Annotated in this window: 25 protein-coding genes; 14 read left to right on the top strand and 11 right to left on the bottom strand. The window is 58.7% G+C overall.

Features of this window, described 5'->3' with window-relative positions; genetic code table 11:
• Window positions 1-9 precede the first annotated feature (9 nt).
• Together ASU33_RS15500 and ASU33_RS15505 are read right to left on the bottom strand one after the other, a co-directional pair.
• Window positions 10-543 carry a GNAT family N-acetyltransferase gene (locus ASU33_RS15500; protein WP_059071753.1) on the bottom strand — a complete coding sequence of 178 codons (534 nt, stop codon included), beginning with the start codon at window positions 541-543 and terminating at the stop codon, window positions 10-12.
• Window positions 544-589: 46 nt separating this feature from the next.
• Window positions 590-1555, bottom strand: a complete 966-nt coding sequence (locus ASU33_RS15505; RefSeq protein ID WP_078063179.1) for a DMT family transporter — start codon at window positions 1553-1555, stop codon at window positions 590-592.
• A gap of 214 nt (window positions 1556-1769) precedes the next feature.
• Between ASU33_RS15505 and ASU33_RS15510 the strand changes: the two genes are divergently transcribed.
• Complete coding sequence (locus ASU33_RS15510) at window positions 1770-2198, top strand: ester cyclase (RefSeq protein WP_059071754.1); 429 nt, start codon at window positions 1770-1772, stop codon at window positions 2196-2198.
• A gap of 99 nt (window positions 2199-2297) precedes the next feature.
• Here ASU33_RS15510 and dusB read toward each other — a convergent pair whose 3' ends face one another.
• A complete protein-coding gene (gene dusB / locus ASU33_RS15515) occupies window positions 2298-3287 on the bottom strand; it encodes a tRNA dihydrouridine synthase DusB (RefSeq protein ID WP_059071755.1) in 990 nt (329 codons plus the stop codon).
• 199 nt (window positions 3288-3486) lie between these two features.
• Between dusB and ASU33_RS15520 the strand changes: the two genes are divergently transcribed.
• The 4 genes from ASU33_RS15520 to ASU33_RS15535 all read left to right on the top strand — a co-directional run bounded on the left by ASU33_RS15520 (window position 3487) and on the right by ASU33_RS15535 (window position 7887).
• Window positions 3487-4551 carry a CPBP family intramembrane glutamic endopeptidase gene (locus ASU33_RS15520; protein WP_059071756.1) on the top strand — a complete coding sequence of 355 codons (1065 nt, stop codon included), beginning with the start codon at window positions 3487-3489 and terminating at the stop codon, window positions 4549-4551.
• A 57-nt stretch (window positions 4552-4608) separates the two neighbouring features.
• The gene (locus ASU33_RS15525) at window positions 4609-5520 is read left to right on the top strand and encodes a phosphatidate cytidylyltransferase (RefSeq protein WP_059071757.1); all 912 of its coding nucleotides are present in this window, start codon (window positions 4609-4611) and stop codon (window positions 5518-5520) included.
• 181 nt (window positions 5521-5701) lie between these two features.
• Window positions 5702-6988: a Glu/Leu/Phe/Val family dehydrogenase gene (locus ASU33_RS15530; protein WP_059072745.1), complete on the top strand. Its 1287-nt coding sequence runs from the start codon at window positions 5702-5704 to the stop codon at window positions 6986-6988.
• A 218-nt stretch (window positions 6989-7206) separates the two neighbouring features.
• Window positions 7207-7887 (top strand): phosphatidylserine decarboxylase family protein, encoded by a 681-nt coding sequence (locus ASU33_RS15535; RefSeq protein WP_059071758.1) that lies wholly within the window; start codon window positions 7207-7209, stop codon window positions 7885-7887.
• 82 nt (window positions 7888-7969) lie between these two features.
• Here the strand turns inward: ASU33_RS15535 and ASU33_RS15540 are convergent, their stop codons facing one another.
• From ASU33_RS15540 to ribD, 4 genes are all read right to left on the bottom strand, one after another.
• Window positions 7970-9142, bottom strand: coding sequence for a glutathionylspermidine synthase family protein (locus ASU33_RS15540; protein ID WP_059071759.1), 1173 nt, complete (start codon window positions 9140-9142; stop codon window positions 7970-7972).
• Window positions 9143-9169: 27 nt separating this feature from the next.
• Complete coding sequence (locus tag ASU33_RS15545; protein ID WP_059071760.1) at window positions 9170-9862, bottom strand: Cj0371 family chemotaxis-regulating polar lipoprotein; 693 nt, start codon at window positions 9860-9862, stop codon at window positions 9170-9172.
• Between the two features lie 112 nt (window positions 9863-9974).
• Window positions 9975-10457 (bottom strand): GAF domain-containing protein, encoded by a 483-nt coding sequence (locus tag ASU33_RS15550; protein ID WP_059071761.1) that lies wholly within the window; start codon window positions 10455-10457, stop codon window positions 9975-9977.
• 101 nt (window positions 10458-10558) lie between these two features.
• A complete protein-coding gene (ribD, locus tag ASU33_RS15555; protein ID WP_059071762.1) occupies window positions 10559-11614 on the bottom strand; it encodes a bifunctional diaminohydroxyphosphoribosylaminopyrimidine deaminase/5-amino-6-(5-phosphoribosylamino)uracil reductase RibD in 1056 nt (351 codons plus the stop codon).
• Window positions 11615-11670: 56 nt separating this feature from the next.
• Between ribD and prmC the strand changes: the two genes are divergently transcribed.
• The 7 genes from prmC to rfbA all read left to right on the top strand — a co-directional run bounded on the left by prmC (window position 11671) and on the right by rfbA (window position 18777).
• Window positions 11671-12531 carry a peptide chain release factor N(5)-glutamine methyltransferase gene (gene prmC, locus ASU33_RS15560; protein ID WP_059071763.1) on the top strand — a complete coding sequence of 287 codons (861 nt, stop codon included), beginning with the start codon at window positions 11671-11673 and terminating at the stop codon, window positions 12529-12531.
• 80 nt (window positions 12532-12611) lie between these two features.
• Entirely contained in the window at window positions 12612-13208 is a 597-nt protein-coding gene (locus tag ASU33_RS15565) for an acyltransferase (protein WP_059071764.1), read from the top strand.
• A 40-nt stretch (window positions 13209-13248) separates the two neighbouring features.
• Window positions 13249-14544: a nucleotide sugar dehydrogenase gene (locus ASU33_RS15570; RefSeq protein ID WP_059071765.1), complete on the top strand. Its 1296-nt coding sequence runs from the start codon at window positions 13249-13251 to the stop codon at window positions 14542-14544.
• Window positions 14545-14611: 67 nt separating this feature from the next.
• Window positions 14612-15640: a UDP-glucose 4-epimerase GalE gene (galE, locus tag ASU33_RS15575; protein ID WP_059071766.1), complete on the top strand. Its 1029-nt coding sequence runs from the start codon at window positions 14612-14614 to the stop codon at window positions 15638-15640.
• A 26-nt stretch (window positions 15641-15666) separates the two neighbouring features.
• A complete protein-coding gene (gene rfbB, locus ASU33_RS15580) occupies window positions 15667-16722 on the top strand; it encodes a dTDP-glucose 4,6-dehydratase (RefSeq protein ID WP_059071767.1) in 1056 nt (351 codons plus the stop codon).
• A 110-nt stretch (window positions 16723-16832) separates the two neighbouring features.
• On the top strand, window positions 16833-17840 hold the full coding sequence (locus ASU33_RS15585; RefSeq protein ID WP_059071768.1) for an SDR family oxidoreductase: 1008 nt from the start codon (window positions 16833-16835) through the stop codon (window positions 17838-17840).
• Between the two features lie 64 nt (window positions 17841-17904).
• A complete protein-coding gene (gene rfbA / locus ASU33_RS15590; RefSeq protein WP_059071769.1) occupies window positions 17905-18777 on the top strand; it encodes a glucose-1-phosphate thymidylyltransferase RfbA in 873 nt (290 codons plus the stop codon).
• Between the two features lie 152 nt (window positions 18778-18929).
• On the opposite strand, the gene chrA is transcribed toward rfbA, so the two are convergent.
• Both chrA and ASU33_RS15600 read right to left on the bottom strand, forming a co-directional pair.
• Window positions 18930-20150: a chromate efflux transporter gene (gene chrA, locus ASU33_RS15595; protein ID WP_059072746.1), complete on the bottom strand. Its 1221-nt coding sequence runs from the start codon at window positions 20148-20150 to the stop codon at window positions 18930-18932.
• A 257-nt stretch (window positions 20151-20407) separates the two neighbouring features.
• A complete protein-coding gene (locus ASU33_RS15600) occupies window positions 20408-21397 on the bottom strand; it encodes an isopenicillin N synthase family dioxygenase (RefSeq protein WP_059071770.1) in 990 nt (329 codons plus the stop codon).
• A gap of 650 nt (window positions 21398-22047) precedes the next feature.
• On the opposite strand from ASU33_RS15600, the gene ASU33_RS15605 reads away from it, so the two are divergent.
• Window positions 22048-24090: an OmpA family protein gene (locus ASU33_RS15605; RefSeq protein WP_078063180.1), complete on the top strand. Its 2043-nt coding sequence runs from the start codon at window positions 22048-22050 to the stop codon at window positions 24088-24090.
• Window positions 24091-24202: 112 nt separating this feature from the next.
• Here the strand turns inward: ASU33_RS15605 and floA are convergent, their stop codons facing one another.
• Both floA and ASU33_RS15615 read right to left on the bottom strand, forming a co-directional pair.
• Complete coding sequence (floA, locus tag ASU33_RS15610) at window positions 24203-25207, bottom strand: flotillin-like protein FloA (protein WP_059071772.1); 1005 nt, start codon at window positions 25205-25207, stop codon at window positions 24203-24205.
• Window positions 25208-25256: 49 nt separating this feature from the next.
• Complete coding sequence (locus ASU33_RS15615; RefSeq protein ID WP_059071773.1) at window positions 25257-25724, bottom strand: NfeD family protein; 468 nt, start codon at window positions 25722-25724, stop codon at window positions 25257-25259.
• A gap of 100 nt (window positions 25725-25824) precedes the next feature.
• On the opposite strand from ASU33_RS15615, the gene ASU33_RS15620 reads away from it, so the two are divergent.
• On the top strand, window positions 25825-26376 hold the full coding sequence (locus ASU33_RS15620) for a Crp/Fnr family transcriptional regulator (RefSeq protein WP_059071774.1): 552 nt from the start codon (window positions 25825-25827) through the stop codon (window positions 26374-26376).
• Window positions 26377-26412: the final 36 nt, after the last annotated feature.

Below are 26412 nucleotides of genomic sequence, written 5' to 3' on the forward strand. Positions count from 1 at the left end.
GGCTGGTGGCTAACCGCCAGCCTCAGGTGCCAGAGCCGGGTGCAGAAACAGCACCATGGTTTCCTCGTCGAAGTACTGGCCCTGCCATTTCATGGCGCGCGGCTCGATGCCTGTGCTCACGAAGCCTTCGGAGGCATACAGGGCACGGGCTGGAGCGTTGGTAGCCACCAGCGTCAGGAGCACTTGCTCGAGACCCGGCAACTGGCGAACAAACTGCAGGGCAGTGCGCAGCAACGCCCGGCCCAGGCCGCGGCGGCCCGCTTCGGGGCGCACGTACATGCCCCTGATTAGCCCTTTGTGGCGCATTTTATCGAGGGGCTCGCGCACAAAGCCCAAGGTGCCTACCAGTGTATCATCGGCAAAAGCGCCCCAAATTACTTCCTCGGCATTTGGCTGATACGCGGTCCAGCGCAGCGGGCGGCGGGCATCGTCGGCGGGCGTTACCCGGAAGCATTCGGGCTGGCGCGTAAGGCTTTCGGTGCGCAGGGCTAAGTAAGCCGGCTCATCGGCCGGAAATACAAGTGGGCGAATGGTATCGGCCATAAAGTGCAGGTGCCGGAGGCGGGCTGGTGGCAGGGCGCCAACCCAGCTACTTTGCCCGGTTAATGATGAACACACTCAAGAGGATAATGCCCATGCCCAGCAGGTGCCACCCGTTGATGATTTCGCCATCCAGCAAGCCCCAGCCTAGGGTCATGATGGGCACTAGATAGGTATTGGAGGAGGCAAACAGCGCCGTCGACTGCTGAATAAGTTTATTGAAGAGCACCATGGCTACGGCGGTACTCAACGTAGCAAGCAGGGCAATGTAACCGAAGGCCGTCCAGGCGCCGGGCACGTGCTGCAACTTATATAGGAAATCGGTACCTAGGAGCAAGTAAGCCGCAGCCGGCCCGCCAATCAGCATGAGCAGCAGCCCCGTTACTGCCAACGACGGAATGCCGTGGAAATGGTGCTTGATGACGTTGATGCTTACGCCGTACCCCAAGGTAGCCAGCACGATGTAGAGCCCGTACCAGGCGTTGCCTTCGCCGGTAGGGGTAGCGTCGCCGCCACTGCCACCTAGGCCCATTAACACGATGGTGCCCAGCAAGCCGGCGCCAATGCCAGCCGCACGTAGCCACGTAATGCGTTGCCCGAAAAACATGGCGCCCATTAGCAGCGTGAATACGACCGTTAAGGCATTGAGCACGCCAGCCAGGCCCGAAGCCAGTCTGGTTTCGGCGTAGGCAAACAAGAAAGCCGGAATGAGTGTGCCCACCACACCGCTCAGCAGCAGCCACTTAAAGCGGCTGCGCTCCACTTTGCGCACGTAGCGCAGCGCGAAGGGTAGCAACAGCAGCGCCGCTACCGTTACGCGGGTTGCGCCCAGCTCCAGCGCCGAAAACACCGCCAAGCCTTTCTTCATCAGAATAAACGACGTGCCCCAGATAGAGGCCAGCACCACCAGCAGCACCCAGGCCGATAGGGGCGTGTGGTGCGGCGGCGGACCGGCTACAACGGGTGGGGCTGGAGCGGCGGCAGCCGCGGGAGCGGGGGGAGGGGCAGATGACATGGGCAGCAAAGGTCGGAACAAGGCGCGAGGTATGCCATTGCCGAGGTTATGTGCCTAGGTGCTTGGGTTGCCAACTGGCAAGAGGCAAGTCGTTCAGGTGCCTTTCACCCGATGATGTGATTGACACCTAGGCATGGCGCGGGTAGTATTGCTGCCGGGTTGGTAATGCCTTGGCTTACCGGCTCTTTTTTGCTCTAGCCCCTCAATACCCGCTATGAAAACCCTCGAAGCCACTCCCGCCACCACCGAAGCCAACAAACAAGTAGTACTAGCTTACGTCGAAGCCTTCAACCGGGCCGACATGGCTGCCCTGCGCCGCATTTTTGCCGATGATGCGCTGGTGTATGGGGTGCTTGGCTGGGGCACCATGGATCAGGTAATACCCGTCTGGCAAGAACTGCACGCCGCTTTTGCCTTACACCTGCGGGTAGAGGCCATTGCCGCCGACGGCGACAACGTGATGGTGCGCTACCTGGAGCAGGGGCAGTCGGTGGGCTCGTTCCGCGGTGGCCCGGTTACCGGCAAAACCTACGAGATAGTGGCCATGGAGCACTTTGTGGTGCGCGAGGGCCGCATTGAGCGCCGCTGGGGCGCCCGCGACTCCGCCGCCATGAACCGGCAAATGGGCTTGCCGTTGGGCTAACGTGCCTTAGCTGATACTAACAACGGAGGGCCTTCCTGCTGGGTACTAACCCTAGGCAAGAAGGCCCTCGGTTTGCAAAAGGAGTTGAGCCGATAGCTTTTAGTCGGCCAGCACGGCTTCGCTTTGCGCAATAGTGGCCAAGATGGCGCGTACTTCGTCGGGGGTATTGGCCTCCACCAGCTGCGTGCGCCACTGCTTAGCGCCTACCAAACCCTTGAAGTAGTGCGCGTAGTGGCGGCGCATCTCGAAGATGCCCACTTTCGGGCCCTTCCACTCAATGCTCTTCTCGAAGTGCATCTGGCAGGCCTGCACGCGCTCCTCCAGCGTAGGCGGTGCCAGCTTTTCGCCGGTAGCCATGTAGTGCTTGATTTCGCGGAAAATCCAAGGGTAGCCGATGGAAGCGCGGCCAATCATGATGCCGTCGACGCCGTAACGGTTTTTGTACTCTAAGGCTTTTTCGGGCGAGTCGATGTCGCCGTTGCCGAAGATGGGAATGCGGATGCGCGGGTTCTCCTTGATCTTGGCAATCAAGGTCCAGTCGGCTTCGCCTTTGTACATCTGCACGCGGGTGCGACCGTGGATGGTTAGCGCCTCAATGCCAATATCCTGCAGGCGCTCGGCCACTTCCTCCACGTTCCGGGTCGAGTCGTCCCAACCCAGGCGCGTTTTCACCGTCACGGGCAGGTGCGTGGCTTTCACCACGGCCTCGGTCATCTGCACCATCTTCGGAATATCGCGCAGCAAAGCCGCGCCAGCACCCCGGCAAGCTACCTGCTTCACGGGGCAGCCGTAGTTAATATCGATGAGGTCGGGCCCGGCTACGGTGCTGATTTTGGCGCACTCGGCCATGGTTTGCACATCGGAGCCGAAGAGCTGAATGCCGATGGGCCGCTCGTAGTCGAACACGTCGAGCTTTTTCTTGCTCTTGGCCGCGTCGCGGATCAGGCCTTCCGACGACACAAACTCGGTGTACATCAGATCGGCGCCGCCTTGCTTGCACACGGCACGGAACGGCGGGTCCGATACGTCCTCCATGGGGGCGAGCAGCAGCGGAAAATCGGGCAGGGCGAGGTCGCGGATGTAGACCATACTGTGGGGGCGCCGCGCAGTCGTCGGGTTGACGTTGAACGGCGCCGGTTAGCGTATTTTGCGCAAATTTACGACACAAGAGGAGTCAGTTGCCGGTATGGCATGCTGAGACTCAGCCTTTGGGGCAAAACGTACCGGCCAATGCAGCCATTTGGCGCGTTTATTCGTCTGACTACCGCCTACCAACTACCCAATACGCATGAAAGGTTTCGCCCGCCCCGAAACGATGCATCCCGCTCTTACAATGCTGCTGCTGGCGCTGCTAGTAGTCGCGGGCATGTGCATCGGCATGTTTCTGGCCGTATCGGTAGTTACCGTAACCTACGGGGTCAATTTGCTGCGCCTGCCGGACGTACTGGCCTCGCCCTCGCGCTACTCCTACGGCTGGGCGGTGCTGATGTGGTTGCAGGGCCTTTCCTTGTTGGCCGGTTTTGGCGCTGGCGCTTACTTCCTGCCCGTGCTGCGCGGCATGAAGCCCGTTGAATACTTTGCGCCGCGCCGTCCAGTGCCAGCTTGGTGGTTGGTGGCGGCCATGGTGCTGATGATTGTGAGCATGCCAGCGCTTTCGGGGCTTGTGGCCTGGAACGCCGACGCCCACCTGCCCTCGTGGCTCTACGACCTAGAGAAAGCCGCCCGCGAAAAAGAAGACCAAGCCCAAGCGCTTACGGCCTTCCTTACCAAGTTCAGCACCACCACGCGCTTCCTGATAGCGTTGCTGGTGGTTGCTGTAGTGCCAGCTATTGCTGAGGAATTGACCTTTAGGGGCGTAGTGCTGCGGCAGTTCAGCCGCTGGACTAACTCTATGCACTGGGGCGTGTGGCTATCGGCCATCGTGTTCAGCGCCATTCACATGCAGTTCTTCGGGTTTGTGCCACGCATGCTGCTGGGTGTGTTACTGGGCTACTTGTTTGCCTGGAGCGGCAATATTTTGGTGCCCATGGCGGCGCACTTTGCGCAAAACGGCTTTCAGCTGTTGCTGCTTTTCTTGCAGCAGCGCGGCACCATCAGCTTCGATGCCGACGCAAACGAACCCATGTCGTGGCCGCTGATGCTGATTTCGTTGGTGCTTACCCTAGGGTTGCTTTACTGGTTGCAGCGGCAATTTGCGGCCCATGAAGCCGCCACTACCGAGGCGCATGTGCTCACGGGCCACGGCGTGCAAGTACGCGCCGAGGCCGATGTGCCGCCGGCTGCGCCGCCAGTAGCCGGGCATACCCTTACTTCGCACGGCATCGAAACGCCGCCCAAAGCACCTTCCGTATAACTCTTCAGCGCTGCCGCCGCTACTTCTGCTTTTTCCTGCCACCAGCGCTTTGCACTCTTGATTACCTCCACAACTCCGTCGCCCCCCAACTCGCCCGAAGCTGCCAAGCCGCCCGGCATGTCCAATATGTGGCAGCGTATTATCTCCGGCGCCATCGGGGCGGTGGTGCTGCTGGGCTGCATTTGGTACAGCGGCTTTACGTTCGGTTTGTTTTTCGGTGTGGTGCAAGCCCGCATGCTGTGGGAGTTTTACCGCATGATGCGCGTAGCCGGCTACCAACCAGCCGCCATGATCGGCACGGGCACAAGCATAGTGGTATTTGGCTTGCTCTACGTGCTCGGCGACGTAGATGCCCGCCCGTACGAAACCATTGAGCCTGTATTGCTTACGTTGGCTTCGCTTATCCTAATTGTGCCGCTGGTGTTCCTGCTGCGCGAAATGGCTTACTGGAACGACTCTCAAGAGCACCAGCCCTTTGCCAACCTAGGGGTGGCCATGGGCGGCTTGTTCTACGTGAGTTTGCCCATGAGCCTTCTGTGTCTGATTGGCTTCACCGAAGAAGGCTACGACTACCGCCGCATTTTTGGCTTGCTCTTCCTGGTTTGGGCGGCCGATACCGGGGCTTACATCGCCGGCAAAAGCTTTGGCAAGCACAAACTGGCGCCCAGCATCTCGCCCGGCAAAACCTGGGAGGGTTGGTTAGGCGGCACCCTGCTCACCCTAGCAGTGGGGTGGGGCCTGGGTTACCTGCTGCCCGATATGCCACTGGCGCACCGCTTGGTAGCTGCCGCGGTGGTGGCGGTTTTCGGCGTACTCGGCGATTTGGCCGAATCGATGCTGAAGCGCAGCGTGGGCGTAAAGGATTCGGGCCGCATTTTGCCCGGCCACGGCGGTTTGCTCGATCGGTTCGACGCATTCCTGTTTATTGTGCCGGTGCTGGTGGTGCTGCTGCTTCTATTCGATTTGTAAGCGTCACCTAGGGCCGCTGCACTGCTATTTCTAGCCTTGTAAGCCATTTTATGCGTATTGGGGAAACCTAGTACCTTTGGCGCGTCATTTTTCCGCCCGCTTGCTGGCTGCTCGGCTGGCCTCGGGCGGCCGCTGTTTTTGCATTCCCCCATTCTTCAACCCCACTTACCCGATCAACAGCATGGCCACTACGGTGTATAAAGAGCCGGCCCCCAAGGTGGACCGCGAGAACCCCCTCGAATCCATGATGTCGCGTTTCAACGTAGCCGCCGATATTCTCGGCCTCGACGACGCGACGTACAACGTGCTGAAAGCGCCCGACAAGCAAGTTATCGTGCACATTCCTGTGACGATGGACACTGGCGAAGTACGTGTTTTCGAGGGCTACCGCGTGGTACACAACACGGTGCTCGGTCCGTCGAAAGGCGGCATTCGTTACGATAAGAACGTGCACCTGGACGAGGTTAAAGCCTTGGCCGCGTGGATGACCTGGAAGTGCGCCGTAGTTGATATTCCGTACGGCGGTGCCAAAGGCGGTATCATTTGCGACCCCACCACCATGAGCCCCGGCGAAATTGAGCGCCTCACCCGCGCCTACACGCTGGCCATGAAGGATGTATTCGGTCCTGACAAGGACATTCCGGCTCCCGACATGGGCACCGGCCCCCGCGAAATGGCGTGGCTGATGGACGAATTCTCCAAAACCGTAGGCATGACGTCGCCGGCTGTGGTTACGGGCAAGCCGCTGGTAATGGGCGGTTCGCTGGGCCGCACCGAGGCTACGGGCCGCGGGGTAATGGTATCGGCGCTGGCTGCCATGCGCAAGCTGGGTATGGACCCCAAAGGAGCTTCGGCCGCCGTGCAGGGCTTCGGCAACGTAGGTTCGTGGGCCGCTAAGCTGCTCTGCGAGCAAGGCGTGAAAATCAAAGCCGTGAGCGACGTTTCGGGCGCGTACTGGAATGAGAATGGCATCAACATCGACGAGGCCATTGCTTACAAAAATGCCCACAAGGGCCGCCTCGATGGCTACACCGGCGCTACGCTGATGGAAAACCCTGAGGACCTGCTCACTGCGCCTGTAGATGTGCTGGTGCCCGCTGCCGTTGAAGACGTAATTACCGAGCACAACGCCCACGACATCAAGGCTCGCCTGATTGTGGAAGGTGCCAACGGCCCCACTTCGGCCTCCGCCGACCCCATCATCAATGAGAAGGGCATCATGGTAGTGCCCGACATTCTGGCCAACTCGGGCGGCGTAACGGTTTCGTACTTCGAGTGGGTACAAAATCGCCAAGGCTTTAAGTGGTCGGAAGAAATGGTAACCGAGCGCGCCGACCGCATCATGAACGATGCCTTTGAGAAGGTGTACGCCACGAGCCAGAAGTACAACATTCCGATGCGTATTGCCGCCTACGTAGTGGCCATTGATAAAGTAGCCCAGACTTACAAATTCCGCGGTAGCTTCTAAGCTTCGCAATTGCTTTTCGCTATCTGCCAAGCAACCTTGGAGATTCGGACAGCATCAGAGTTCTGCATAAAGTATAGCCCGGACCGCGAGGTCCGGGCTATCTTTGTAACCGCGTTCCGCCGTACCACCGCTTTCCCGCTTCGTTTGCCGCTCGTTTGTTTTGCCTGATTGCGTTCAGAATCAGTTGCATATCCGCAATCAGTGCTAATCTGCGATTTATGAAAATTCACAAAGAAGGTCGCCGTATTCTCTTCTTCACGCTGCTTATTCTGCTTGCCCTAAACTTGTTGCTGTACCAGTTCAACGAGCAGGCCGAAGGCTTCAACCGCGTGTTTTCGGTTGTTTCGGTAATTGCCTTCTTGCTGCTGCTGCAGTTTTTCCGCAGCCCGTTCCGCAACCTGCTCACCCACGAGGACCTGGTAATTGCCCCAGCCGATGGCAAAGTGGTGGTGATTGAGGACGTGCACGAGCCCGAGTTCTTCGGCGACGTGCGCAAGCAGATCAGCATTTTCATGTCGCCGATCAACGTGCATATCACCCGCAATCCGGTATCGGGCACGGTGAAGTACTTTAAGTACCACCCCGGCAAATACTTGGTGGCCTGGCACCCCAAGAGCAGCACCAAAAACGAGCGCACCACAGTAGTGGTTGAGTCGGAAGCTGGTCCGCTAGTGCTATTCCGGCAGATTGCCGGTGCCATGGCCCGCCGCATTGTGTGGTACGTGAACGAAGGCGACGAGGTAAGCCAGGGCGAGGAGTTCGGCTTCATCAAATTCGGCTCGCGTGTCGACATCTTCGTGCCCGTCGACACCGAAATGAAGGTGCAGATCGGCGAAAAAGTTAAAGGCGGCCAAACTGTAATAGCTCAGCTGAAAACCCAGTCGTCGGGCTTGTTTTAAGCATTTACTTACGCATAACAAAAGGCCCGCTGCTCCTATAGCAGCGGGCCTTTTGTTTTACCTAGGACTAGGTAGCCTAGTTTTACACCACTATGTGCGGCACAAACTCCGAAAGGTTGGTGATGATGCCGTTGGCCCGCCGGAAGCCTAGGGCACAAGCTTCGCCGGCCCAAAATACACCTGCCTGGTAGCGGCGGCCCTGCGCATCGGCGGGCAGCTCGAGCCAGCGTTGGCGCACTTGGGGCTGCTGGTCGTACTCGCCCGGCTCGGCGTACTGCACGTGGCCATCCTGCACCTCCGTCAGGCTTTGGCCTTCGCGGCCGAACAAGGGCTTGCGTACGTAGTGCCCGCCTAGGTCCTGCATCGAGGCTTCGACGAGCAGGGGGTGGTGCGGAAACACCTGCCACAGCCACGCCAGCATGGCTTTGCTCTGAAACAGCAGCGTGTAGGCGGGGTTGGCAATAATCAGGTCGCGGCTTTGCAGCAGCTGTGTCAGGTCGGCGGTAAGCACGGGCTCCTCTTCGGCCAGAATCTCCCAGGGTACCAGCTTAAACACGAACGGGAAACGCTGCCACTCGCCGGGCGCTACTTCGGCCCAGGCGCCCCGCTCTTCGCCCATCACCGATACCTGCATAGCATCAATAGGGCACACATGTACGGAGGCAAAACCGGCCTCGCGGGCGGCTTCAGCTATTACCTGGCAATTGGTTTCATCTTCCTGGCTATCGGGCAAGTGCACCAGCAGCAGGTTAGGCTCCAGGTCGGCGTTGAGGCCCAGCCACTCGCGTAGCTGCAACTCCAAGCCTTCGAAGAGCCCATTGGCTTGCTGCTGATCCTCGGGGCGGCCGGCAGCCATGAGGCTGGCCCACTGCACCACGGCCGTTTCGGGGATGCTCGTGGCCGTGTCGGCGTTGAACTCAACGAGCTTAACGCCCTCGGGGGTGCTGGCCAGGTCGAAGCGGCCGTAGAGGTGCCAGTGCCGTTCGTCGTTCCAGGAGTGCCGCACGGCTTGCCACAGGTTGGTGGGTATGCCCATCAGCTGCAGGAAGTCGTCGGGGATGGGGTCGGGCACGGCCTGCACCAGCATCTCGTAGAGCGTGTCGGCAGCCTGGAGCAACTCTTCGGCTTGCGGCTCGCTCAGCTCCAGCGCCTCCGGGGCAAGGTACGTGGCGCAGGCATCCTCAACGGCCCAATCCCAACCTAGGCGCCGAATGGCTGGGGTAACATCACCCGTGAGTGGAAGGAGACGAATCATTAATTGCTGATTACTGATCAAACCACATTACCCGCCGAAGCCACGCGAACCACTGCTGCTCCGGGTGCCAAAGCCGCTGCTGCGGCCGTAATTCGGGGCCGAGCTGCGGTACGTACCGGTGCGGTAGGCGCTGCGCCGGAACGAAGGGCTTTCCTGAATACCCGCCGTGCGCGAGCCGCGGGCGCCGGTAAAGCCGCGCCCGTAAAAGCCTCGGCCTTGGTTTTCACGCTCGCGGGCAATGTTCTGGCGCCAACCATAATTCTGCTGCATCAGGCCAGGGTTGGCATAAAAGCCCGGGTTGGGCGTGAGAAAGCGGCCCGCCATGTAGCCAATGCCGCTCCACATCAGCACATCCATCAGGCCGGTACTGCCCACCCGGTTTTCGGGGTGTTGGCGGGCGTAATCCTGCATTTGCCGCTGCAGGGCTTGGCCTTGCAGGGTATCTACCTTGCCATCGAAGTGGCGCAGAATGGCGGCTACTTCTTCCTTCCCGGCTGGGCGCTCAGCTGTTATTTTCCATTGGCCGGGCTGTACCTCCGTCATTTCGGTAATAACGCCTTGGCTAAAGGTTTCGCCGCTCCAGTCGCCGGTGGCTTCGGTTTCGGGGCGGCTGTTGTTGGAGGTGCAGGCTGGCAGCACCGAAAGTCCCAGGCTGGTAGCCGCGGCTACCAACAGCAGGTTGCGGCGCCAGTCGCCGAGCCGGTAAAAGGTCTTGTTCATGGCAAAAGGTGGCTTAGGCAGCCGGGTGGGAGGGTGGTGATGGGTACGCGAGAAAGCATTGCCTAGGTGCCTAATGCTTGTTGGGGTTCAGGCACCTAGGGTTTGGTAAAAGTTAGAACCACTGCGCCATGCGCTGGCACAGCTGCTCGAGGTATTGCTGATCAGTTTCGTCGAAGTCGTTGAGCTGGTCACTGTCTACGTCGAGAACGGCCACTACGCTGCCTTCTTTAATGATGGGCACCACGATTTCCGACTTCGAAAGCGAGCTGCAGGCAATGTGCCCCGGAAATTGCTCGACATCGGGTACGAGCAAGGTGCGGGCCTGTGCCCACGAGCTGCCGCAAACGCCTTTGCCGTGTCGGATGCGCGTGCAGGCCACGGGGCCCTGAAATGGCCCCAGCACCAGCTCGTCGTTCTTCACTACGTACACGCCTACCCAGAAAAAGCCGAACGTTTCTTTCAGGGCCGCCATGGCGTTGGCCAGGTTAGCTACTTGGTCGGGTTCGCCCCCGGTCAGGGCTTCGATCTGGGGCAGGAGGGATTGGTATTGTTGGGCTTTGGAAAGCGTGCGGTCTATCAGCAGATCTTCGGCCATGGTATGCGGAGGCGGTGAGAAGTAAAACGGAGTGTTGAGAACGTAACAAAAGTACGGCCCGAAGGTGCACACGTTGGGCGCAGATAGCCGCCTTCCGGAACTTAGTAGAACACGAACAGCTCGTCGGCACCTAGGGTGCGCTGCTCGCGCAAGCCCGTGAGGCTAAGCGGCGGAGCCACTACCCCGCCGGCGCCGATGCGTACGTTCAGGCTGCGAAGCACGCGTATTTCGTCCCATAAGCCCGCTTGCAGCAGCAGGGTGTGCAAGGCCGGGCCGCCCTCTACCAGCACCGATTGCACGCGGCGGGCATTCAGGTCGTCGAGAATGGCGGGCAGCAAATCCTGACTGGGCGGCACAGTTACGAAGCTGAGGTTTTCGGCATCGGGCCGCTCGCGGTTGGTATAAACCACGGTGGGCTGCGAGCCATCGAGCAGGCGATGCCCAGCAGGCAAGGAGAGGTTGCGGTCGATAACCAAGCGTAGCGGATCGGGGCCGGGCCACTCGCGCACGTTCAGCTGGGGGTTATCGTTCAGGGCCGTGCGCGTGCCTACCATGATGGCTTGCTCCTCGGCCCGCCACCGGTGCACCAGCATGCGCGAGGTAGGGCAACTGATGGCTACGGGTTGCCCTCCGGCGCCAGCCACAAACCCATCCTTCGATTCGGCCCATTTCAGGATGAGGTACGGCCGGTTGCGCTCCTGCACCGTGAAGAAACGACGGTTAAGACGGCGGCCTTCGGCCTCGAGCAAGCCCGTGCGTACCCGAATGCCCGCTTCGCGCAGCTTGGCAAAACCCCGGCCAGCCACCAGCGGATTGGGGTCGGCGTTGCACACCACCACGTCGCGCACCCCGCGGGCAATGAGCAAATCGGCGCAGGGCGGCGTTTTGCCAAAATGCGAGCAGGGCTCTAAGGTTACGTACACGCGGCACTCGCCTAGGTCGATTTCGGGCGGCACGGCGGCCAGGGCGTTTACCTCAGCGTGGGGGCCGCCGTACTGCTTGTGCCAGCCTTCGCCCACAATGCGCCCGTTGCCATCGGCCACTACGCAGCCCACCATGGGGTTGGGGCGGGCCGCAAACTGGCCCAGCAAGGCCAAGTCGAGCGCCCGGCGCATCAGCAGTTCGTCGTGGGCAGTGAAGTCGGAAGGCTCGGTCATGGGCAACGAAGCAGGTGGTGTAGCTTTGCCCCGACAAGATACAGCCCTGCCCGAACGTGACCATTCGCCAGCTTACCGACCACCTTACTCAGGCGCTGCTGCCCCTGTACCCGGCGCCCGAAGCCAGCAACATAGCCGGCATTGTGGTGGAGCACCTGCTGCAGCTTTCGCCGTTGCAGCGCCGCATGCAGAGTACCGATGCCGTACCCGCCGCTGCGCAGGCAAGTGCTCAAGCGGCCCTAGGTCGGCTGCTGCAGCACGAGCCGGTTCAGTACGTACTGGGCGTGGCACCTTTCCTTGATATGGAACTGCTGGTAACGCCGGCTACGCTTATCCCCAGGTCCGAAACCGAAGAACTGGTGCAGTTGATCGTGCAGGAGCAAGCCGGCAAGCAAGGTCTGCGGATTTTGGATGTGGGTACAGGTTCCGGCTGCATCCCGATAGGACTGGCACGGCAGCTGCCCCAAAGCCAAGTATGGGGGCTTGATATTTCAACCGACGCATTGGCTGTGGCGCGCCAAAACGGGCAGCAACATGCCCCGGAGGTGCAGTGGCTGCAGGCTGACATTCTGCAGACCAATCCGCCGGGTATTGAAGCACAAAGCCTCGCTGTGCTGGTAAGCAACCCGCCCTACGTGCGCGAATCGGAGCAAGCCCAGATGCGGCCCAACGTGTTGCGGTACGAGCCCCATACGGCCCTGTTCGTGCCCGACAACGACCCGTTGGTGTTTTACCGCCGCCTTACGCACCTAGGTACGCAGCTGCTGAAGGCTGGCGGAGCTATCTATTTCGAAATCAACGAGGCACTGCCCCAGGAAACCGTAGCCTTGCTCGAGCAAGCCGGCTATGTGCAAGCCCGCGCCCTGCCCGACCTAACCGGGCGTGCGCGGATGGTGCGGGCCACGTGGCCTGGCTGAAGCCTTGGCGTCCAAGCCAATGACGTCTAAGTGAAAAGGCCTACCTTTGCCCGCCGAAAACCACTGCTGCTGGCTTGCCAATGACCCAAACTGCCCCCGACTACTTTGCGCACCCCACCGCCGTACTCGACGAGGGTTGCCGCATTGGCGCCGGTACGCGCATTTGGCACTTTTGCCACGTGAGCAGCGGCGCCGAGCTAGGCGAAGCTTGCTCCCTGGGGCAAAACGTGTTTGTGGCCGATGGCGTGCGCCTAGGGCGCAACGTGAAGGTGCAAAACAACGTGAGCCTCTACTCCGGCGTGCACTGCCACGACGACGTGTTTATTGGTCCGTCGGCGGTGTTTACCAACGTGCGTAACCCGCGCGCCGGCGTGCCCCGCCGTCATCAGTACCAAGCAACCGTGCTGGAGCAAGGCGTGAGCATCGGGGCCAACAGCACCATCGTGTGCGGCGTGCACCTAGGCGCTTACGCGTTTGTTGGGGCTGGCTCAGTGGTTACGAAAGATGTGTTGCCTTACGCTTTGGTGTACGGCAACCCCGCCCGCCAACACGGTTGGGTAAGCCAGCATGGCCACCGCCTGCAGTTCGATGCAACCGGTGCAGCAGCTTGCCCCGAAAGTGGTTGGCAATACCAGCTAACCGGCCAGCGCGTTTCGCGTATGAGCGCCGAGCACTAATCCGAATATCCAAGCTCCCGTTTCCAAGTTCCTCCGACCCGTGTACGAGCAGTTATTGAACAAAGAGGCCAAGCTGGCCGTCATCGGCCTAGGCTATGTAGGCCTGCCTATTGCCTTGGAGTTTGCCCGAAAAATCAGCGTTATCGGCTTCGATATCAACGCCCAGCGCGTAGAGATGATGCGCAACAACCAGGACCCTAGCGGCGAGCTGGAGCCTGAGGCGTTCGAGGGCTGCGATATCACCTTCACCGACTCGCTGGATGTGCTGCGCGAAGCCCGCTTCTTCGTAGTGGCCGTGCCTACGCCTATCGATGAGCACGCCATGCCCGACCTTAAGCCCCTGATTGGTGCCTCTACCACCGTAGGCAAAGTGCTGAAGAAGGGCGACTATGTGGTGTACGAATCGACGGTTTACCCTGGCTGCACCGAAGAGGATTGCATTCCCATTCTGGAGCGCGAATCGGGCCTGAAATTTCCCGGCGATTTTAAAGTGGGCTACTCGCCCGAGCGCATCAACCCCGGCGACAAGGAGCACACTTTGGCTACCATTGTAAAGGTGGTATCGGGCTGCGACGACGAGTCGCTCGAAGAAATAGCCAAGACGTACGAGCTGGTGGTAACGGCCGGTGTGCACCGCGCTTCTTCTATTAAAGTAGCCGAAGCCGCCAAAATCATCGAAAATACCCAGCGCGACGTGAACATTGCGTTGATGAACGAGCTGTCGATGATTTTCGACCGCATGCGCATCAACACCTACGAGGTGCTCGAAGCCGCAGGTACCAAGTGGAACTTCCTGAAGTTCTCGCCTGGCCTGGTGGGCGGCCACTGCATCGGCGTCGATCCGTACTACCTCACCTACAAAGCCAAAGAGTTGGGTTACGACGCCAAGGTTATCCTATCGGGGCGTACTACCAACGACGGCATGGGAGCTTACATCGCGCGCAAAACCGTGCAGATGATGATTAAGCAAGGCAAGGACGTGGCTAAGTCGAAGGTGCTGGTGATGGGCGCTACCTTCAAGGAGAACGTGGAGGACATCCGCAACTCCAAGGTGGCCGACGTTATCAACGAGCTGCGCAACTTCTCCGTCAACGTCGACATCGTCGATCCGCATGCCGATTCGGAGGAGCTGACCCACGAGTACGGTTTTAGCCTGATTCCTGAAAATCAGATCGGTAACGATTACGATGCTGTAGTGGTAGCCGTAAGCCACAAGCCCTATACCCAACTCGACGAAGAGTACTTTAAGTCGATTACGACGCCCAAAGCCGTATTGGTCGATATCAAAGGCTTGTTCCGCGAGAAGATCAACGAATTGCAGTACTGGAGCCTGTAACAACCGGGGCCTACAAGCTCAGAAAGTTGAGCGTAGGCCCTGTGTTTTAATCTTCTAAGACCTAGCTATGCAAAAGATTCTTGTTACGGGTGGTGCCGGCTACATCGGCTCGCACACGGTAGTTGCGCTGAAAGAAGCCGGCTTTGAACCCATCATCGTTGATAACTTCTCCAACTCGAAGGAAACCGTGTTGGAAGGTTTACGGGCAATTTTGGGTGCCGACGTTAAGTGCTATCATACCGATTGCACCGATAAAGCAGCCTTCCGCCAGGTCTTCGAAGCCGAAGCAAACCTAGGCGGGGTTATCCACTTCGCAGCTTACAAAGCAGTAGGCGAATCGGTTGAAAAGCCACTGGCCTACTTTCAGAACAACGTAGGCTCGTTGCTGGTGCTGCTGGAGCTAATGCAGGAGTTCAAGGTGAAAAACCTGGTTTTCTCCTCGTCGTGCACCGTGTACGGCGTGCCCGACCAGCTTCCCGTAACAGAACAAACCCCCACCAAGCCAGCCAGCTCGCCTTATGGCCGCACCAAGCAGATGTGCGAAGACATTCTGCGCGATGTTGCTCAGGCTCCCGGTAACGAACTGCGCTCGGTGTTGCTTCGCTATTTCAATCCCATCGGGGCTCATCCGTCGGGCCGGATTGGCGAACTGCCCCTAGGTGTACCTAATAACCTAGTGCCGTTTGTAACCCAAACAGCTGCCGGCTGGCGCGAGCAACTCACCGTGAATGGCGTGGATTACGACACGCCTGACGGCTCGTGCGTGCGCGACTACATTTACGTGGGCGACCTAGCCCGGGCCCACGTTGTTGCGGTGCAGCGTCAGCTTAGCAACAAGGCCGAAACCGTGGAGGTGTTCAACGTGGGTACGGGCCACGGCAACTCGGTACTGGAGGTGGTAACGGCCTTCGAGAAGGTAACTGGCCAGCCCGTGAAATACCGTACCGGCCCGCGTCGGGCGGGCGATGTACCCGCTATTTATGCCGATGCTACCAAAGCAGGCGACGTATTGGGCTTCCGCACCGAAATTGGCTTAGAAGAAGCTTTGGCTACTGCTTGGCGTTGGCAGCAAACCCTAGGTGCCAAGCCCGAATAACTCTCAACAAGACCTCTGCTCCAATCATGAAAATTCTTATTACCGGCGGCGCTGGTTTCATTGGCTCGCACGTAGTACGACTGTTCGTAACGAAGTACCCCGATTACCAAATCCTGAACCTGGATGCGCTAACCTACGCTGGTAACCTAGAGAACCTGCGCGACATCGAGGACCGGCCGAACTACCGCTTTATCAAAGGCGACCTGACTGACCAAGCTTTTGTTGATCAGCTGTTTGCTACCGAGCAGCCCGATTCGGTAATTCACCTAGCCGCTGAGTCGCACGTCGACCGCAGCATTACCGACCCCCTCGCGTTCGTGAAAACAAACGTGTTGGGTACGGTGCACCTGCTTAATGCTGCCCGCCACCTGTGGCAGCCCAATGGCTACGAGGGCCACGTGTTTTACCACGTAAGCACCGACGAAGTGTACGGCTCGCTCGAGATGGACGGCGGCATGTTCACAGAAGATACGCCTTACGACCCCCGCTCGCCTTATTCGGCCTCAAAGGCTTCGTCGGACCACTTTGTGCGGGCCTGGTACCACACCTACCACATGCCGGTGAAAATCAGCAACTGCTCGAACAACTACGGCCCCAACCACTTCCCCGAGAAGCTGATTCCGCTGGCACTGCACCGCATCCAGAAGGGCGAGGCCATTCCGGTGTACGGCCGCGGCGAAAACGTGCGCGACTGGCTGTTCGTGAAAGACCACGCTACTGCTATCGACGCAGTGTTCCACAAAGGCGAAGTGGGCGACACATACAACATCGGCGGCGTAAACGAGTGGAAGAACATCGACCTTATTCATCTGCTGTGCGACGTGATGGACGAGAAGCTAGGCAAAGAGCAGGGCACCTCGCGCCAGCTGATTAAGTTCGTAACCGACCGCGCCGGGCACGACCTGCGCTACGCCATCGACTCCAGCAAAATCATGAACGAGCTGGGCTGGAAGCCCTCGGTTACCTTCGAGCAGGGCCTGCGCCAGACCGTGGACTGGTACTTCGAAAACCAAGAGTGGTTGGAGCGCGTGACCAGCGGCGCCTACCAAGACTACTACCGCCAGCAGTACGCCGCTCGCTAACCGGGCACCGCTGAATTATGAATTCTGGGTTATGAATTGCTCTGAAACGAGATGCGCTGATGAGCAAGCCATAATTTGGAATTCATAATTCATAATTCAGAATTATAGAAATGTACGATCAGCCTTTTCACGAGCAGCCGCTCGAGAACCTAACCTTCCTTGTTACGGGCGGGGCTGGGTTTATTGGCTCCAACATAGTTGAGTATCTGTTGAAGTACGGAGTAAAGAAGGTGCGCACCTTCGATAACTACTCCAATGGCTTCCGCAAGAACCTACGCTTGTTTGAAGGCCACCCGGCCTTGGAAATTCTCGACGGCGACATCCGCGACCCGCAAGCGTGCCGCGCTGCCTGCGAAGGCGTTGATGTGGTGTTGCACCAGGCGGCCCTAGGTTCGGTACCGCGTTCTATCAACGACCCCATCACCTCTAACGACGTGAACGTGGGCGGTTTTGTGAACATGCTGGTGGCAGCTAAGGACGCCGGCGTGAAGCGCTTCGTGTACGCGGCTTCGTCGAGCACCTACGGCGATTCGCCGCACCTGCCCAAAATCGAGGACCGCATCGGCAAGCCCCTGTCGCCATACGCCGTAACGAAGTACGCCAATGAGTTGTATGCCGATGTGTTTGGCAAAACCTACGGCATGGAAATCATCGGCTTGCGCTACTTCAACATCTTCGGTCCTCGCCAAGACCCGAATGGTGCGTACGCTGCCGTGATTCCGTTGTTTATTGATGCCGTGCTGAAAGGGAAAGCACCGCGCATCAACGGCGACGGCGGCCAAACCCGCGACTTCACGTTTGTAGAGAACTGCGTGCAGGCCAACATTCGGGCTGCGTTGGTGCAGAACCCCGAGGCGGTAAACCAAGTGTACAACATTGCTGTGGCCGACCGCACCTCCCTTAACGACCTCTTCAACATTCTGAAAGAAGAAGCTGGGGTTGACATCACTCCCGAGTACGGCCCCAACCGTGCCGGCGATATTCGCGACTCACTGGCCGACATCAGCAAAGCGCAACGTTTGCTCGGCTACAATCCGCAGGTGCGGATTCGCGAAGGCCTTAAGCGCACGCTCGACTGGTTCCGCACCAACGAAGCATTCATTCAAGAACGTAATTAGCCATCTGCGGCTACGCAGCCTGCTGCACTAGTAGGCAACAGCCACTCCTAGGTTCCTCCACTCCATGAAAGGCATTATCCTCGCCGGCGGCTCCGGCACCCGTTTGCATCCGCTAACGCTAGCCGTGAGCAAGCAGCTCATGCCGGTTTACGACAAGCCGATGATCTACTACCCGTTGTCGGTGCTGATGATGGCTGGTATTCGGGATATTCTGATCATTACCACGCCGCACGACCAAGCGCAGTTCCAGCGCCTGCTCGGCGACGGCCAGAACCTGGGCTGTAACTTCCAGTACGCCGTGCAGGAGGTGCCCAACGGCTTGGCGCAGGCCTTCGTGATTGGCGAAGAATTCATTGGCGACGACAAGGTAGCGCTGGTACTCGGCGACAACATCTTCTACGGCGCGGGCATGGAAGAGCTGTTGCAGAGCAACAACAACCCCGACGGCGGCGTGGTGTACGCCTACCACGTGCACGACCCCGAGCGCTACGGCGTGGTGGAGTTCGACGACAATTTGCAGGCGCTGAGCATCGAGGAGAAGCCCAAGCAGCCCAAGAGCAACTACGCCGTACCCGGCTTGTACTTCTACGACAACGAGGTGGTAAGCATTGCCAAGGCGCTGAAGCCCAGCGCCCGCGGCGAGTACGAGATTACCGACGTAAACCAGGAGTACCTGCGCCGCGGCAAGCTGAAGGTGGGCATCCTGGGCCGGGGCACGGCCTGGCTGGATACCGGCACCTTCGAGTCGCTGATGCAAGCCAGCGAATTTGTGCGCGTAATTGAGCAGCGCCAAGGCCTGAAAGTTGGTTCGATTGAGGAAGTGGCGTACCGCCAAGGCTTCATCGATGCCGCACAGCTGCGCAAGATTGCTGAGCCGCTGCGCAAGAGCGGCTACGGCGACTACTTGATGCACCTGCCGGAGCAGTTGGTGTTTTAAGTAATGATCAATTAATAATGAACAATGCCCGGTGCCGCCTAGGTGCCGGGCATTTGTTTTGGGTCGGCACCTAGGCGCCGTCGAGTCTTGGCGCCTCACGAGCCATCCTACTGTTAATGGCTCATTGATCATTATTCATTGCCCCAAACCACTTAGGGCAGTAGCGCACCGGCCAGCAAGGAACCAAGCACCAGCATATAAGAAGGAATACGGTCCCAGAGCAGGACCAGAAACGTAGCGCCTACCAATACCGGGTTCAAAGGCAGATCGACGCCGTAGCGGCCCGGTAGGTGCCAGATGATGCCATCGGGGAGGGGGTGGTAAAGCAGAAACGTAGCTGCTACTACTAAGCCCGCGCTAACGGCGTTGATGCCTTCGAGCGAAGCCTTGACTACGCGGTACTGTTTGAGTTGGTCCCAGAAGCGAATAAGAAAGAAGATGAGCAGCGTACCCGGCATGAAGATGCCAGCCGCCGCTACAAACGCCCCGAGCAGCTGGCCGCCAATGCCGTACTCGCGCATGGCTAATGCTCCGATGTAGGAGCTAAACGCGAAGTTAGGCCCGGGCAAAGCCTGCGTCAGGCCGTAGCCTGACAGAAACTCCGTGCTGCTGAGGTAAGCCTTGAACTCCACAAACTCGGCATAGAGCAGCGGCGCCAGCACTTGCCCACCGCCAAACACCAGCGAACCGTTGCGGTAAAAGTTCTCGAACAGACGTACGGGCAGCAAACGGGTATAGTGGCCCAGCAAAGCAGCTACCAAAGCTACTCCCAGCCACAGCACAAAATTCGACCACTCCACCCTAAGCGGCTCTTTCTCCTCAACTTTTGGGAGCTTGCTGTAGCGGAAGGTAGTAATCAGCCCGCCACCTAGGAGCAGCAGCGGCAACACCCAAGGCAACTGGAAGAAATATGCAATCAGAGCTGAGGCAACCAGCAGCGCCACCGACGTTTTGGTGTGGATAACCTTCTCGGCAATCTTGTAAGCTGAATAGGCCACAAACCCCACAGCCACGGGCTGCACAAATCGTACAAGCCGGGCTACTAGGTCTTTGTCGAGGTAGTTAATGGAAAGGCCGGCAATCGTCATGAGGCAAACTGCCGGCAGCATCCAGACCAATAGCGTGAGGTAAGCCAGGTTGGGGCCACCCAAGCGAAAGCCAATGGCCGTGATGGTTTGGGTAGAGGTGGGGCCGGGCAGTACTTGGCACAAAGCCATTAGCTCGAGTAACTCGGCCGAGGTAAGGTAGCGCCGCTTGTCAACCAAGAGGCGCAGCATCATGGCCGTATGGGCTTGCGGCCCGCCAAACGCGGTTAGCGCCAGTACTGCCACGTCCTTCAGAAAGATGATGCCGCGTACACGTTTGGCGTGCATGCGCCTGGGTGGGGGCGCCAGCTTTACAACGGCGGGTTCCGGGAGCTGCACGGGCAAAGGAGGTGAGTAGTAGCAGTAAAGAAGCACAATCTGCCCCGAAAGGCAAGCAGCTGCGCTTAAGCATTGCGACGATTAAATAAAGCAACTGGGCCAGTAACCATGCACCGAGGCAGCGGGCAAGTTGGCCTAGGTGCCAAAACCAAGGGCTACCACTCGGCAGAGTGGTAGCCCTTGGGGTAAACCTGCTGTGCAGGCAATTACATCGTCGATTTGCCCTTTTTCAGGCCCAGTTCGATCAGACGCTCGTCGAGGAATTCGCCGGCGGTAATGTCGGGCTGCTGCTTGGGGTTGTCGGCTGTTACGCAGTTTTCCAGCGCCGCCAGGCTCATTTCGGAGCGTGGGTGCATGAAGAAAGGAATTGAGTAGCGCGACGAGTTCATCTTCTCGCGGGGTGGGTTTACCACGCGGTGGATGGTGCTCTTCAGCACGCCATTGGTGAGGCGCTGCAGCATGTCGCCTACGTTCACCACGATTTGGTCGGGCAGAGCCGTAATCGGAATCCAGTGACCATCGCGGCGCAGTACTTGCAGACCATCGGCCGAAGCACCCATCAGCAGCGTAATCAGGTTGATGTCGCCGTGCTCGGCAGCGCGTACGGCATCGGCCGGCACTGCGTCGGGGTTCTCGATGGGGTAGTAGTGAATGGGGCGTAGGATGGAGTTACCGTTGCGCACCTTGTCGTCGAAGTAATTCTCCGGCAGGTTTAGGTACAGAGCAATAGCACGCAGCACATCTTTGCCAGCAGCCTCCAGCGTTTTGTAGGTGCGCAGGGTGCTTTCTTGGAAGCTCGGTATTTCGGCGGGGAAGATGTTGTCGGGGTACTCCTTCGCCACGGGGTCGTTGGCGTCGTCAACCTCTTGGCCCACGTGGAAGAACTCCTTCAGGTCGCCGGTGTTGCGGCCTTTGGCGTGCTCCTTGCCTTTGCCGGTGTAGCCGCGTTGGCCAGCCAACTCGGTGTTTTCGTACTTCTGCTTCACCTCGTCGGGCAAAGAGAAGAACTCTTTCACGTCAGCGTACAGCTGCGCGGTTTGCTCGTCGTTGAGGCCGTGATTTTTCAGCGCTACGAAACCAATGTTTTGGTAGGCTTCGCCCAGCTGCTGCACAAACTTGGCTTTGCGCTCAGGGTCGCCCGAGCGGAAGTCGGCCAGGTCAAGCGACGGAATTTCGTCCAACAATTTTTCGCTCATAGCGAATTCGCAATATACTTTTGGAAAACCTTTCGTACTCGGCAAGGTACTCAAAAAATCGTTTGCATAGTTGGTTTAGTGCCATCTGCAAACGCTGCTTACTGCCCCGTCCCTACCTAGCAACCTCCTATTTTGATCGTGCAACCCAGAAAGCCAACCTGCCGCCCGTTGAGGCCAGCGCTGGTTAAATACGGCTTTTCTCACCTGCAGCAGGCCCAGCTAAAGCCAATGCCCATTTGCAACGGAGCCACCATCCCCGACCGGCTTCCGCCTGAGGGCTTCATTTTCTAACGCCTTCCTCGCGTTTTTTTAGCCCTTCAAGCCAAGGTAAACTCCGTAGCACCTAGCCGCCGCTAGCATGTGCCCGAGCACACATGGGCTTATCTGTAAGTTTGAATGGTATAGGAAATACTTGGAAGAGTTATATATTCACTTGCTCATCACATGCCGGTGCAGTGCTCACAGGTGCGATAAGCACCCGAAGTCGCATTATCGTGTGGTGGCGCCTGCGCCCGGGTGATTGTAATTTTGAAGCTGCTTTTCACCCCAACCGAAACTTGAACCCGCTTACGGACGTCTTGGGGTAACTGTCGACTTTAACGCACCGCTCGGCCGCCTTCACCTAGGCCCTCTGATTTGCTAGCAACCGTATGAGCATACGCACATCCATCCTGACGTTTGGTGCATTACTGGGAATAAGCAGCGCAGCTACAGCGCAACACGCGGTTTGGGCTTCCAAAGTAGTGGAAGTATCCTCGCAAAAATCCGAAGGCAAAGAGCCCTTTTCGCCCGATAAAGTACTGGGCGAACCCGATGCCCTGCCCCTAGGTCAGATCAGCGATAACGGCTGGATCCCGAAAAAGGAGGGCCCCAAAGAGTTTATCGAGGTGAAGTTTGCCAAGTCGGTGGTGGCTCGCCAGGTTACCGTTGTCGAGAACTTCAACCCTGGTTCCATCATCAAGATTGAACTGGTGGACACCCGCAACGAACGCCACCAGGTATACGAAAACCCTAGTCCTGGCCCATTGCCGGAGGTGTTTCGCACGCTGCAGGTAACCTTTTCGCCCGGTACGTACCGCACCATTGGCGTGGTAGTTACCCTGAATACGGCCAAAGTAAACGGCGTAAACCAAATCGACGCCATTGGCGTGGCCGACGTCACGGACGTGATGGTGAAGAAGGATTTCCGGGCTGCGCCGACCGAGAGTATCTCCTTCGACTCGGCCATGGTGAACCTAGGGCCTACCGTAAATACCAAGTTTACGGAGGTGCGCCCGGTAATTGCCCCCGATGGCCGCACGTTGTTTTTTGCCCGACAGGGCAGCCCCCAGAACAACGGCGGCGCCCGCGACCCGCAGGACGTGTGGTACTCCACGCTCAGCAACGCCAAAACCAAAGCTTGGAGCCAGGCCAAGAACATCGGAACGCCCATTAATACGGCTTGGGGCAACGGGGTAGCCTCGGTTTCGGCCGATGGCAACACGGCGGTGCTGATCAGCATCTACAAGCCCGACGGTACCTTCGACCCCAAGGGCGCGAGCATTACGCGCCGCACGCGCAACGGCTGGACGGCACCGGAAAAGCTGAACATCCAAGACTTCTACAATGACGACCCCGAGAACGTCGACTTCTTCCTGACTACCTCGGGCAAGCAATTGCTGATGGCCGTCGACCGCAAAGACGGTAAGGGACAGCAGGATTTGTACGTGAGCCTTCGGCAGGACGACGGCTCGTTCAGCCGGCCCATTAACCTGGGCAGCAACGTCAATACCAAAGCGGCTGAGTTTGCCCCCTTCCTAGCTGCCGACGGCAAAACGCTGTACTTCGCCTCCGAAGGCCTGAAGGGCTACGGCAAGAGCGACATATTTTACTCCAAGCGCCTCGATAACTCTTGGACGAACTGGAGCAAGCCGCGCAACCTAGGGCCCAGCATCAACTCGCCGGCAGCCGATGCTTATTTCACGCTGTCAGCCGCCGGCGACGAAGCCTACCTGGTATCAGACCGCAACGGCACCGATGAATCGCGCGACATCTTCCGCATCAGCTTAACACCCAAAAATAAACCCGAGGTGGTAGCCCTGGTGCGCGGCCGCGTGCTCGATGCCGTAACGCGTAAGCCCGTAACGGCTACCGTGCGCTACGAAAACCTGATTACCGGCGAGGAAATTGGCGTGGTTGAAACCAACCCCACCGATGGTTCCTACACCATTGTGCTGCCCGCTGGTGCCCACTACGGCTACCGCGCCGATGCTAAAGGCTACCTCTCCGAAGACCAAAACCTCGACGTAACCGACCGGCAGAAGTACTCCGAGCAAACCCAAGACCTGTTCCTGATTCCGTTTCAGGTGGGGCAAACCATTCGCCTCAACAACATCTTCTTTGCTCAGAGCAAGTATTACTTGCGCGAAAACTCCTACCCCGAACTGATGCGCCTGGTCCGCATCATGAAGGACTACCCGCAGATGGAAATCCGTGTGGATGGCCACACCGATAACCAAGGTGACCCGGCCCTGAACATGAAGCTTTCCATCGACCGCGTAAACGAGGTGAAGAAGTACCTCGTGTCAAAGGGCATTCCGGGTAACCGCATTACTACCCAAGGCTTCGGCGACACCAAGCCCATTGCCTCGAACGAGCAGGAAGAAACGCGCAAGATGAACCGCCGCGTGGAGTTCGTGATTACCAAAAAGTAAAGGCGAGTACACCAGCCGCCTAGGTGGTTACTACCGCCGGGCAAACACAAGGGCCCCGCACTATTTAGTGCGGGGCCCTTGTGTTTAGCAAACTGCCGAAGCGGCCAGCCGGTTAGCTCATGCGGGTTTCGTCGCGGCCGGGTTTGGTGCTGCCGCTCGAGCCACCAGGGTTGGCTATGGAGTCGCGCATGTCGGTGTCGGCCTGGATGTTGCGCATTTTGTAGTAATCCATAATGCCTAGGTTGCCGGTACGGAAAGCCTCGGCAATGGCCTTCGGAATTTCGGCCTCGGCCTCTACCACGCGGGCTTTGGCTTCCTGGGTTTTGGCGCGGTTTTCTTGCTCCATAGCCACGGCCATAGCGCGGCGCTCCTCGGCGCGGGCTTCGGCCACGCGCAAGTCGGCCGAGGCCTGGTCGGTTTGCAGCTTGGCGCCGATGTTTTCTCCGATGTCCACATCAGCAATGTCGATGGACAAGATTTGGAAAGCCGTACCGGCATCGAGTCCTTTTTGCAGCACCAGCTTCGAAATTTTATCGGGGTTTTCGAGCACCTCCTTGTGCGAGATGGACGAGCCAATGCTGGTTACGATGCCTTCGCCCACGCGGGCCAGAATGGTTTCTTCGCCGGCGCCGCCCACCAGCTGCGAGATGTTGGCGCGCACCGTTACGCGGGCTTTGGCGATAAGCTGAATGCCATCTTGCGCCACGGCTGCCACGTTGGGTGTATTGATAACCTTGGGGTTAACCGAAGTGGTTACGGCGTCGAACACGTCGCGGCCGGCCAGGTCGATGGCGGTGGCTTGCTTAAAGTCGAGCGGAATATTGGCCTTATCAGCCGAAATCAGCGCCTTGATAACTGTGGGCACGTTGCCGCCGGCCAGGTAGTGCGTTTCGAGGTCGTTGGCCGTGATGTTGAGGCCGGCTTTGGTGGCCGTAATCAGCGAGTTAACAATAAGCGAGGGCGGCACCTTGCGCACGCGCATTAGCACTAGCTGAAACAAACCTACCCGCACCCCCGAGAAGATAGCCGTAATCCAGAGGCTAATTGGGAAGAAATACAGGAACACCAGCAGCACAATGCCTGCCAGCACAATCGGAATAATAGGAAACTCGTTCATGACCAGAAATATTGCTAGCCGTAGTTAGCTGATTTCCCCGAGAAACCCGCTAGGCCGACGCCACCACGATGCGGTTTTGCTCGATGCCGAGCACCCGCACGGCCGCGCCAGCCGCCAAGAATTCGCCGCGGGTGGTAGCTTCGCGCAGCTCGTCGCCGAACAGCACGGTGCCGGCGGGCCGCATAGCCGATAGGGCCCGGCCTACTTGCCCCGGCTCTACGCCCACGGCCCGGCGCACATCATCCACGCGGGCGGTATTGCGCTCGGTAAGCGCAAACTTGTTGACGGACTGCGGCCTGAGCCCATACCATACCACCACCACCGTGAGTACCAACGAGGCACCCAAAATGATGTGGCCCGTGGTGGAGCCTAGGTCGCGGTAGCTCAGCCAGATACCCACCGTAAGCAAAATGAAACCGGCCAAACCCACGATGGTGGTGCCAGGAATGAGCAGCACTTCGGCCACCAGAAACGCGGCGCCGAACACAAGCAAAACAACGATCAGAAACCAGTCCATGACAGTGGGGTGAGATGCCTACAGAAAGATACGCACAAAGCACCTAGGCGGGGTTAGTTAGCTATTCTTCCGTAGCTTTTCGGTGCTCACTCGTGTTTTTATGTTAGCCGACGCCCTAGGTCAGGTTCCGTATTTCAGTGCCCGCGAGGTGGAGGCGCTGGTAGCCGCCTGGAACAAGCCCATTACGCTGCGCCGCGGCGAGTACCTGGTGCAGCACGGGCAGGTAGAGCGCAACTTGTACTTCGTGAAAAGCGGCTTGCTGCGCATTTACTACCCCACCGAAACCGAGGAAATTTGCGTGGGTTTTGCTTATGCGCCCAACGTGGTGTGCTCGTTTCCGTCGTTCGTGCACGGTACGCCCTCAGAATACTGCATACAGGCGCTGCGGCAAAGCGAACTGCTGGGCATCAGCAAAAACGACTTCGCGGCTTTGCTGGAGCTGCTGCCCAACATTGCCCGCTTTTGGCGCGAAGAGCTGGAGAAGGTACTCGTGGGCCGCATCGACCGCGAAATTGATTTGTTGCTGGCTGAGCCCGAACGCCGCCTGGAAAGATTGCTGCGCCGCAGTCCGCACATCTTTCAGCTGGTACCCAAAAAGTACATTGCCTCGTACCTGCGCATGACGCCCGAAACGCTCAGCCGGCTGCGCTAAATCTTGCGTTCAATCAAGGTTTTGAGGCAGGAGGGA

The sequence above is a fragment of the Solirubrum puertoriconensis genome, assembly GCF_001483135.1.
Classification (GTDB): domain Bacteria; phylum Bacteroidota; class Bacteroidia; order Cytophagales; family Hymenobacteraceae; genus Solirubrum; species Solirubrum puertoriconensis.

Excerpts from the sequence above, each read along its gene's own strand:
- ASU33_RS15500 (WP_059071753.1), bottom strand. The coding sequence starts at position 543 with ATGGCCGATACCATTCGCCCACTTGTATTTCCGGCCGATGAGCCGGCT.
- ASU33_RS15505 (WP_078063179.1), bottom strand. The coding sequence starts at position 1,555 with ATGTCATCTGCCCCTCCCCCCGCTCCCGCGGCTGCCGCCGCTCCAGCC.
- ASU33_RS15510 (WP_059071754.1), top strand. The coding sequence starts at position 1,770 with ATGAAAACCCTCGAAGCCACTCCCGCCACCACCGAAGCCAACAAACAA.
- dusB (WP_059071755.1), bottom strand. The coding sequence starts at position 3,287 with ATGGTCTACATCCGCGACCTCGCCCTGCCCGATTTTCCGCTGCTGCTC.
- ASU33_RS15520 (WP_059071756.1), top strand. The coding sequence starts at position 3,487 with ATGAAAGGTTTCGCCCGCCCCGAAACGATGCATCCCGCTCTTACAATG.
- ASU33_RS15530 (WP_059072745.1), top strand. The coding sequence starts at position 5,702 with ATGGCCACTACGGTGTATAAAGAGCCGGCCCCCAAGGTGGACCGCGAG.
- ASU33_RS15535 (WP_059071758.1), top strand. The coding sequence starts at position 7,207 with ATGAAAATTCACAAAGAAGGTCGCCGTATTCTCTTCTTCACGCTGCTT.
- ASU33_RS15540 (WP_059071759.1), bottom strand. The coding sequence starts at position 9,142 with ATGATTCGTCTCCTTCCACTCACGGGTGATGTTACCCCAGCCATTCGG.
- ASU33_RS15545 (WP_059071760.1), bottom strand. The coding sequence starts at position 9,862 with ATGAACAAGACCTTTTACCGGCTCGGCGACTGGCGCCGCAACCTGCTG.
- ASU33_RS15550 (WP_059071761.1), bottom strand. The coding sequence starts at position 10,457 with ATGGCCGAAGATCTGCTGATAGACCGCACGCTTTCCAAAGCCCAACAA.
- ribD (WP_059071762.1), bottom strand. The coding sequence starts at position 11,614 with ATGACCGAGCCTTCCGACTTCACTGCCCACGACGAACTGCTGATGCGC.
- ASU33_RS15565 (WP_059071764.1), top strand. The coding sequence starts at position 12,612 with ATGACCCAAACTGCCCCCGACTACTTTGCGCACCCCACCGCCGTACTC.
- galE (WP_059071766.1), top strand. The coding sequence starts at position 14,612 with ATGCAAAAGATTCTTGTTACGGGTGGTGCCGGCTACATCGGCTCGCAC.
- rfbB (WP_059071767.1), top strand. The coding sequence starts at position 15,667 with ATGAAAATTCTTATTACCGGCGGCGCTGGTTTCATTGGCTCGCACGTA.
- ASU33_RS15585 (WP_059071768.1), top strand. The coding sequence starts at position 16,833 with ATGTACGATCAGCCTTTTCACGAGCAGCCGCTCGAGAACCTAACCTTC.
- rfbA (WP_059071769.1), top strand. The coding sequence starts at position 17,905 with ATGAAAGGCATTATCCTCGCCGGCGGCTCCGGCACCCGTTTGCATCCG.
- chrA (WP_059072746.1), bottom strand. The coding sequence starts at position 20,150 with ATGCACGCCAAACGTGTACGCGGCATCATCTTTCTGAAGGACGTGGCA.
- ASU33_RS15600 (WP_059071770.1), bottom strand. The coding sequence starts at position 21,397 with ATGAGCGAAAAATTGTTGGACGAAATTCCGTCGCTTGACCTGGCCGAC.
- ASU33_RS15605 (WP_078063180.1), top strand. The coding sequence starts at position 22,048 with ATGAGCATACGCACATCCATCCTGACGTTTGGTGCATTACTGGGAATA.
- floA (WP_059071772.1), bottom strand. The coding sequence starts at position 25,207 with ATGAACGAGTTTCCTATTATTCCGATTGTGCTGGCAGGCATTGTGCTG.
- ASU33_RS15615 (WP_059071773.1), bottom strand. The coding sequence starts at position 25,724 with ATGGACTGGTTTCTGATCGTTGTTTTGCTTGTGTTCGGCGCCGCGTTT.
- ASU33_RS15620 (WP_059071774.1), top strand. The coding sequence starts at position 25,825 with ATGTTAGCCGACGCCCTAGGTCAGGTTCCGTATTTCAGTGCCCGCGAG.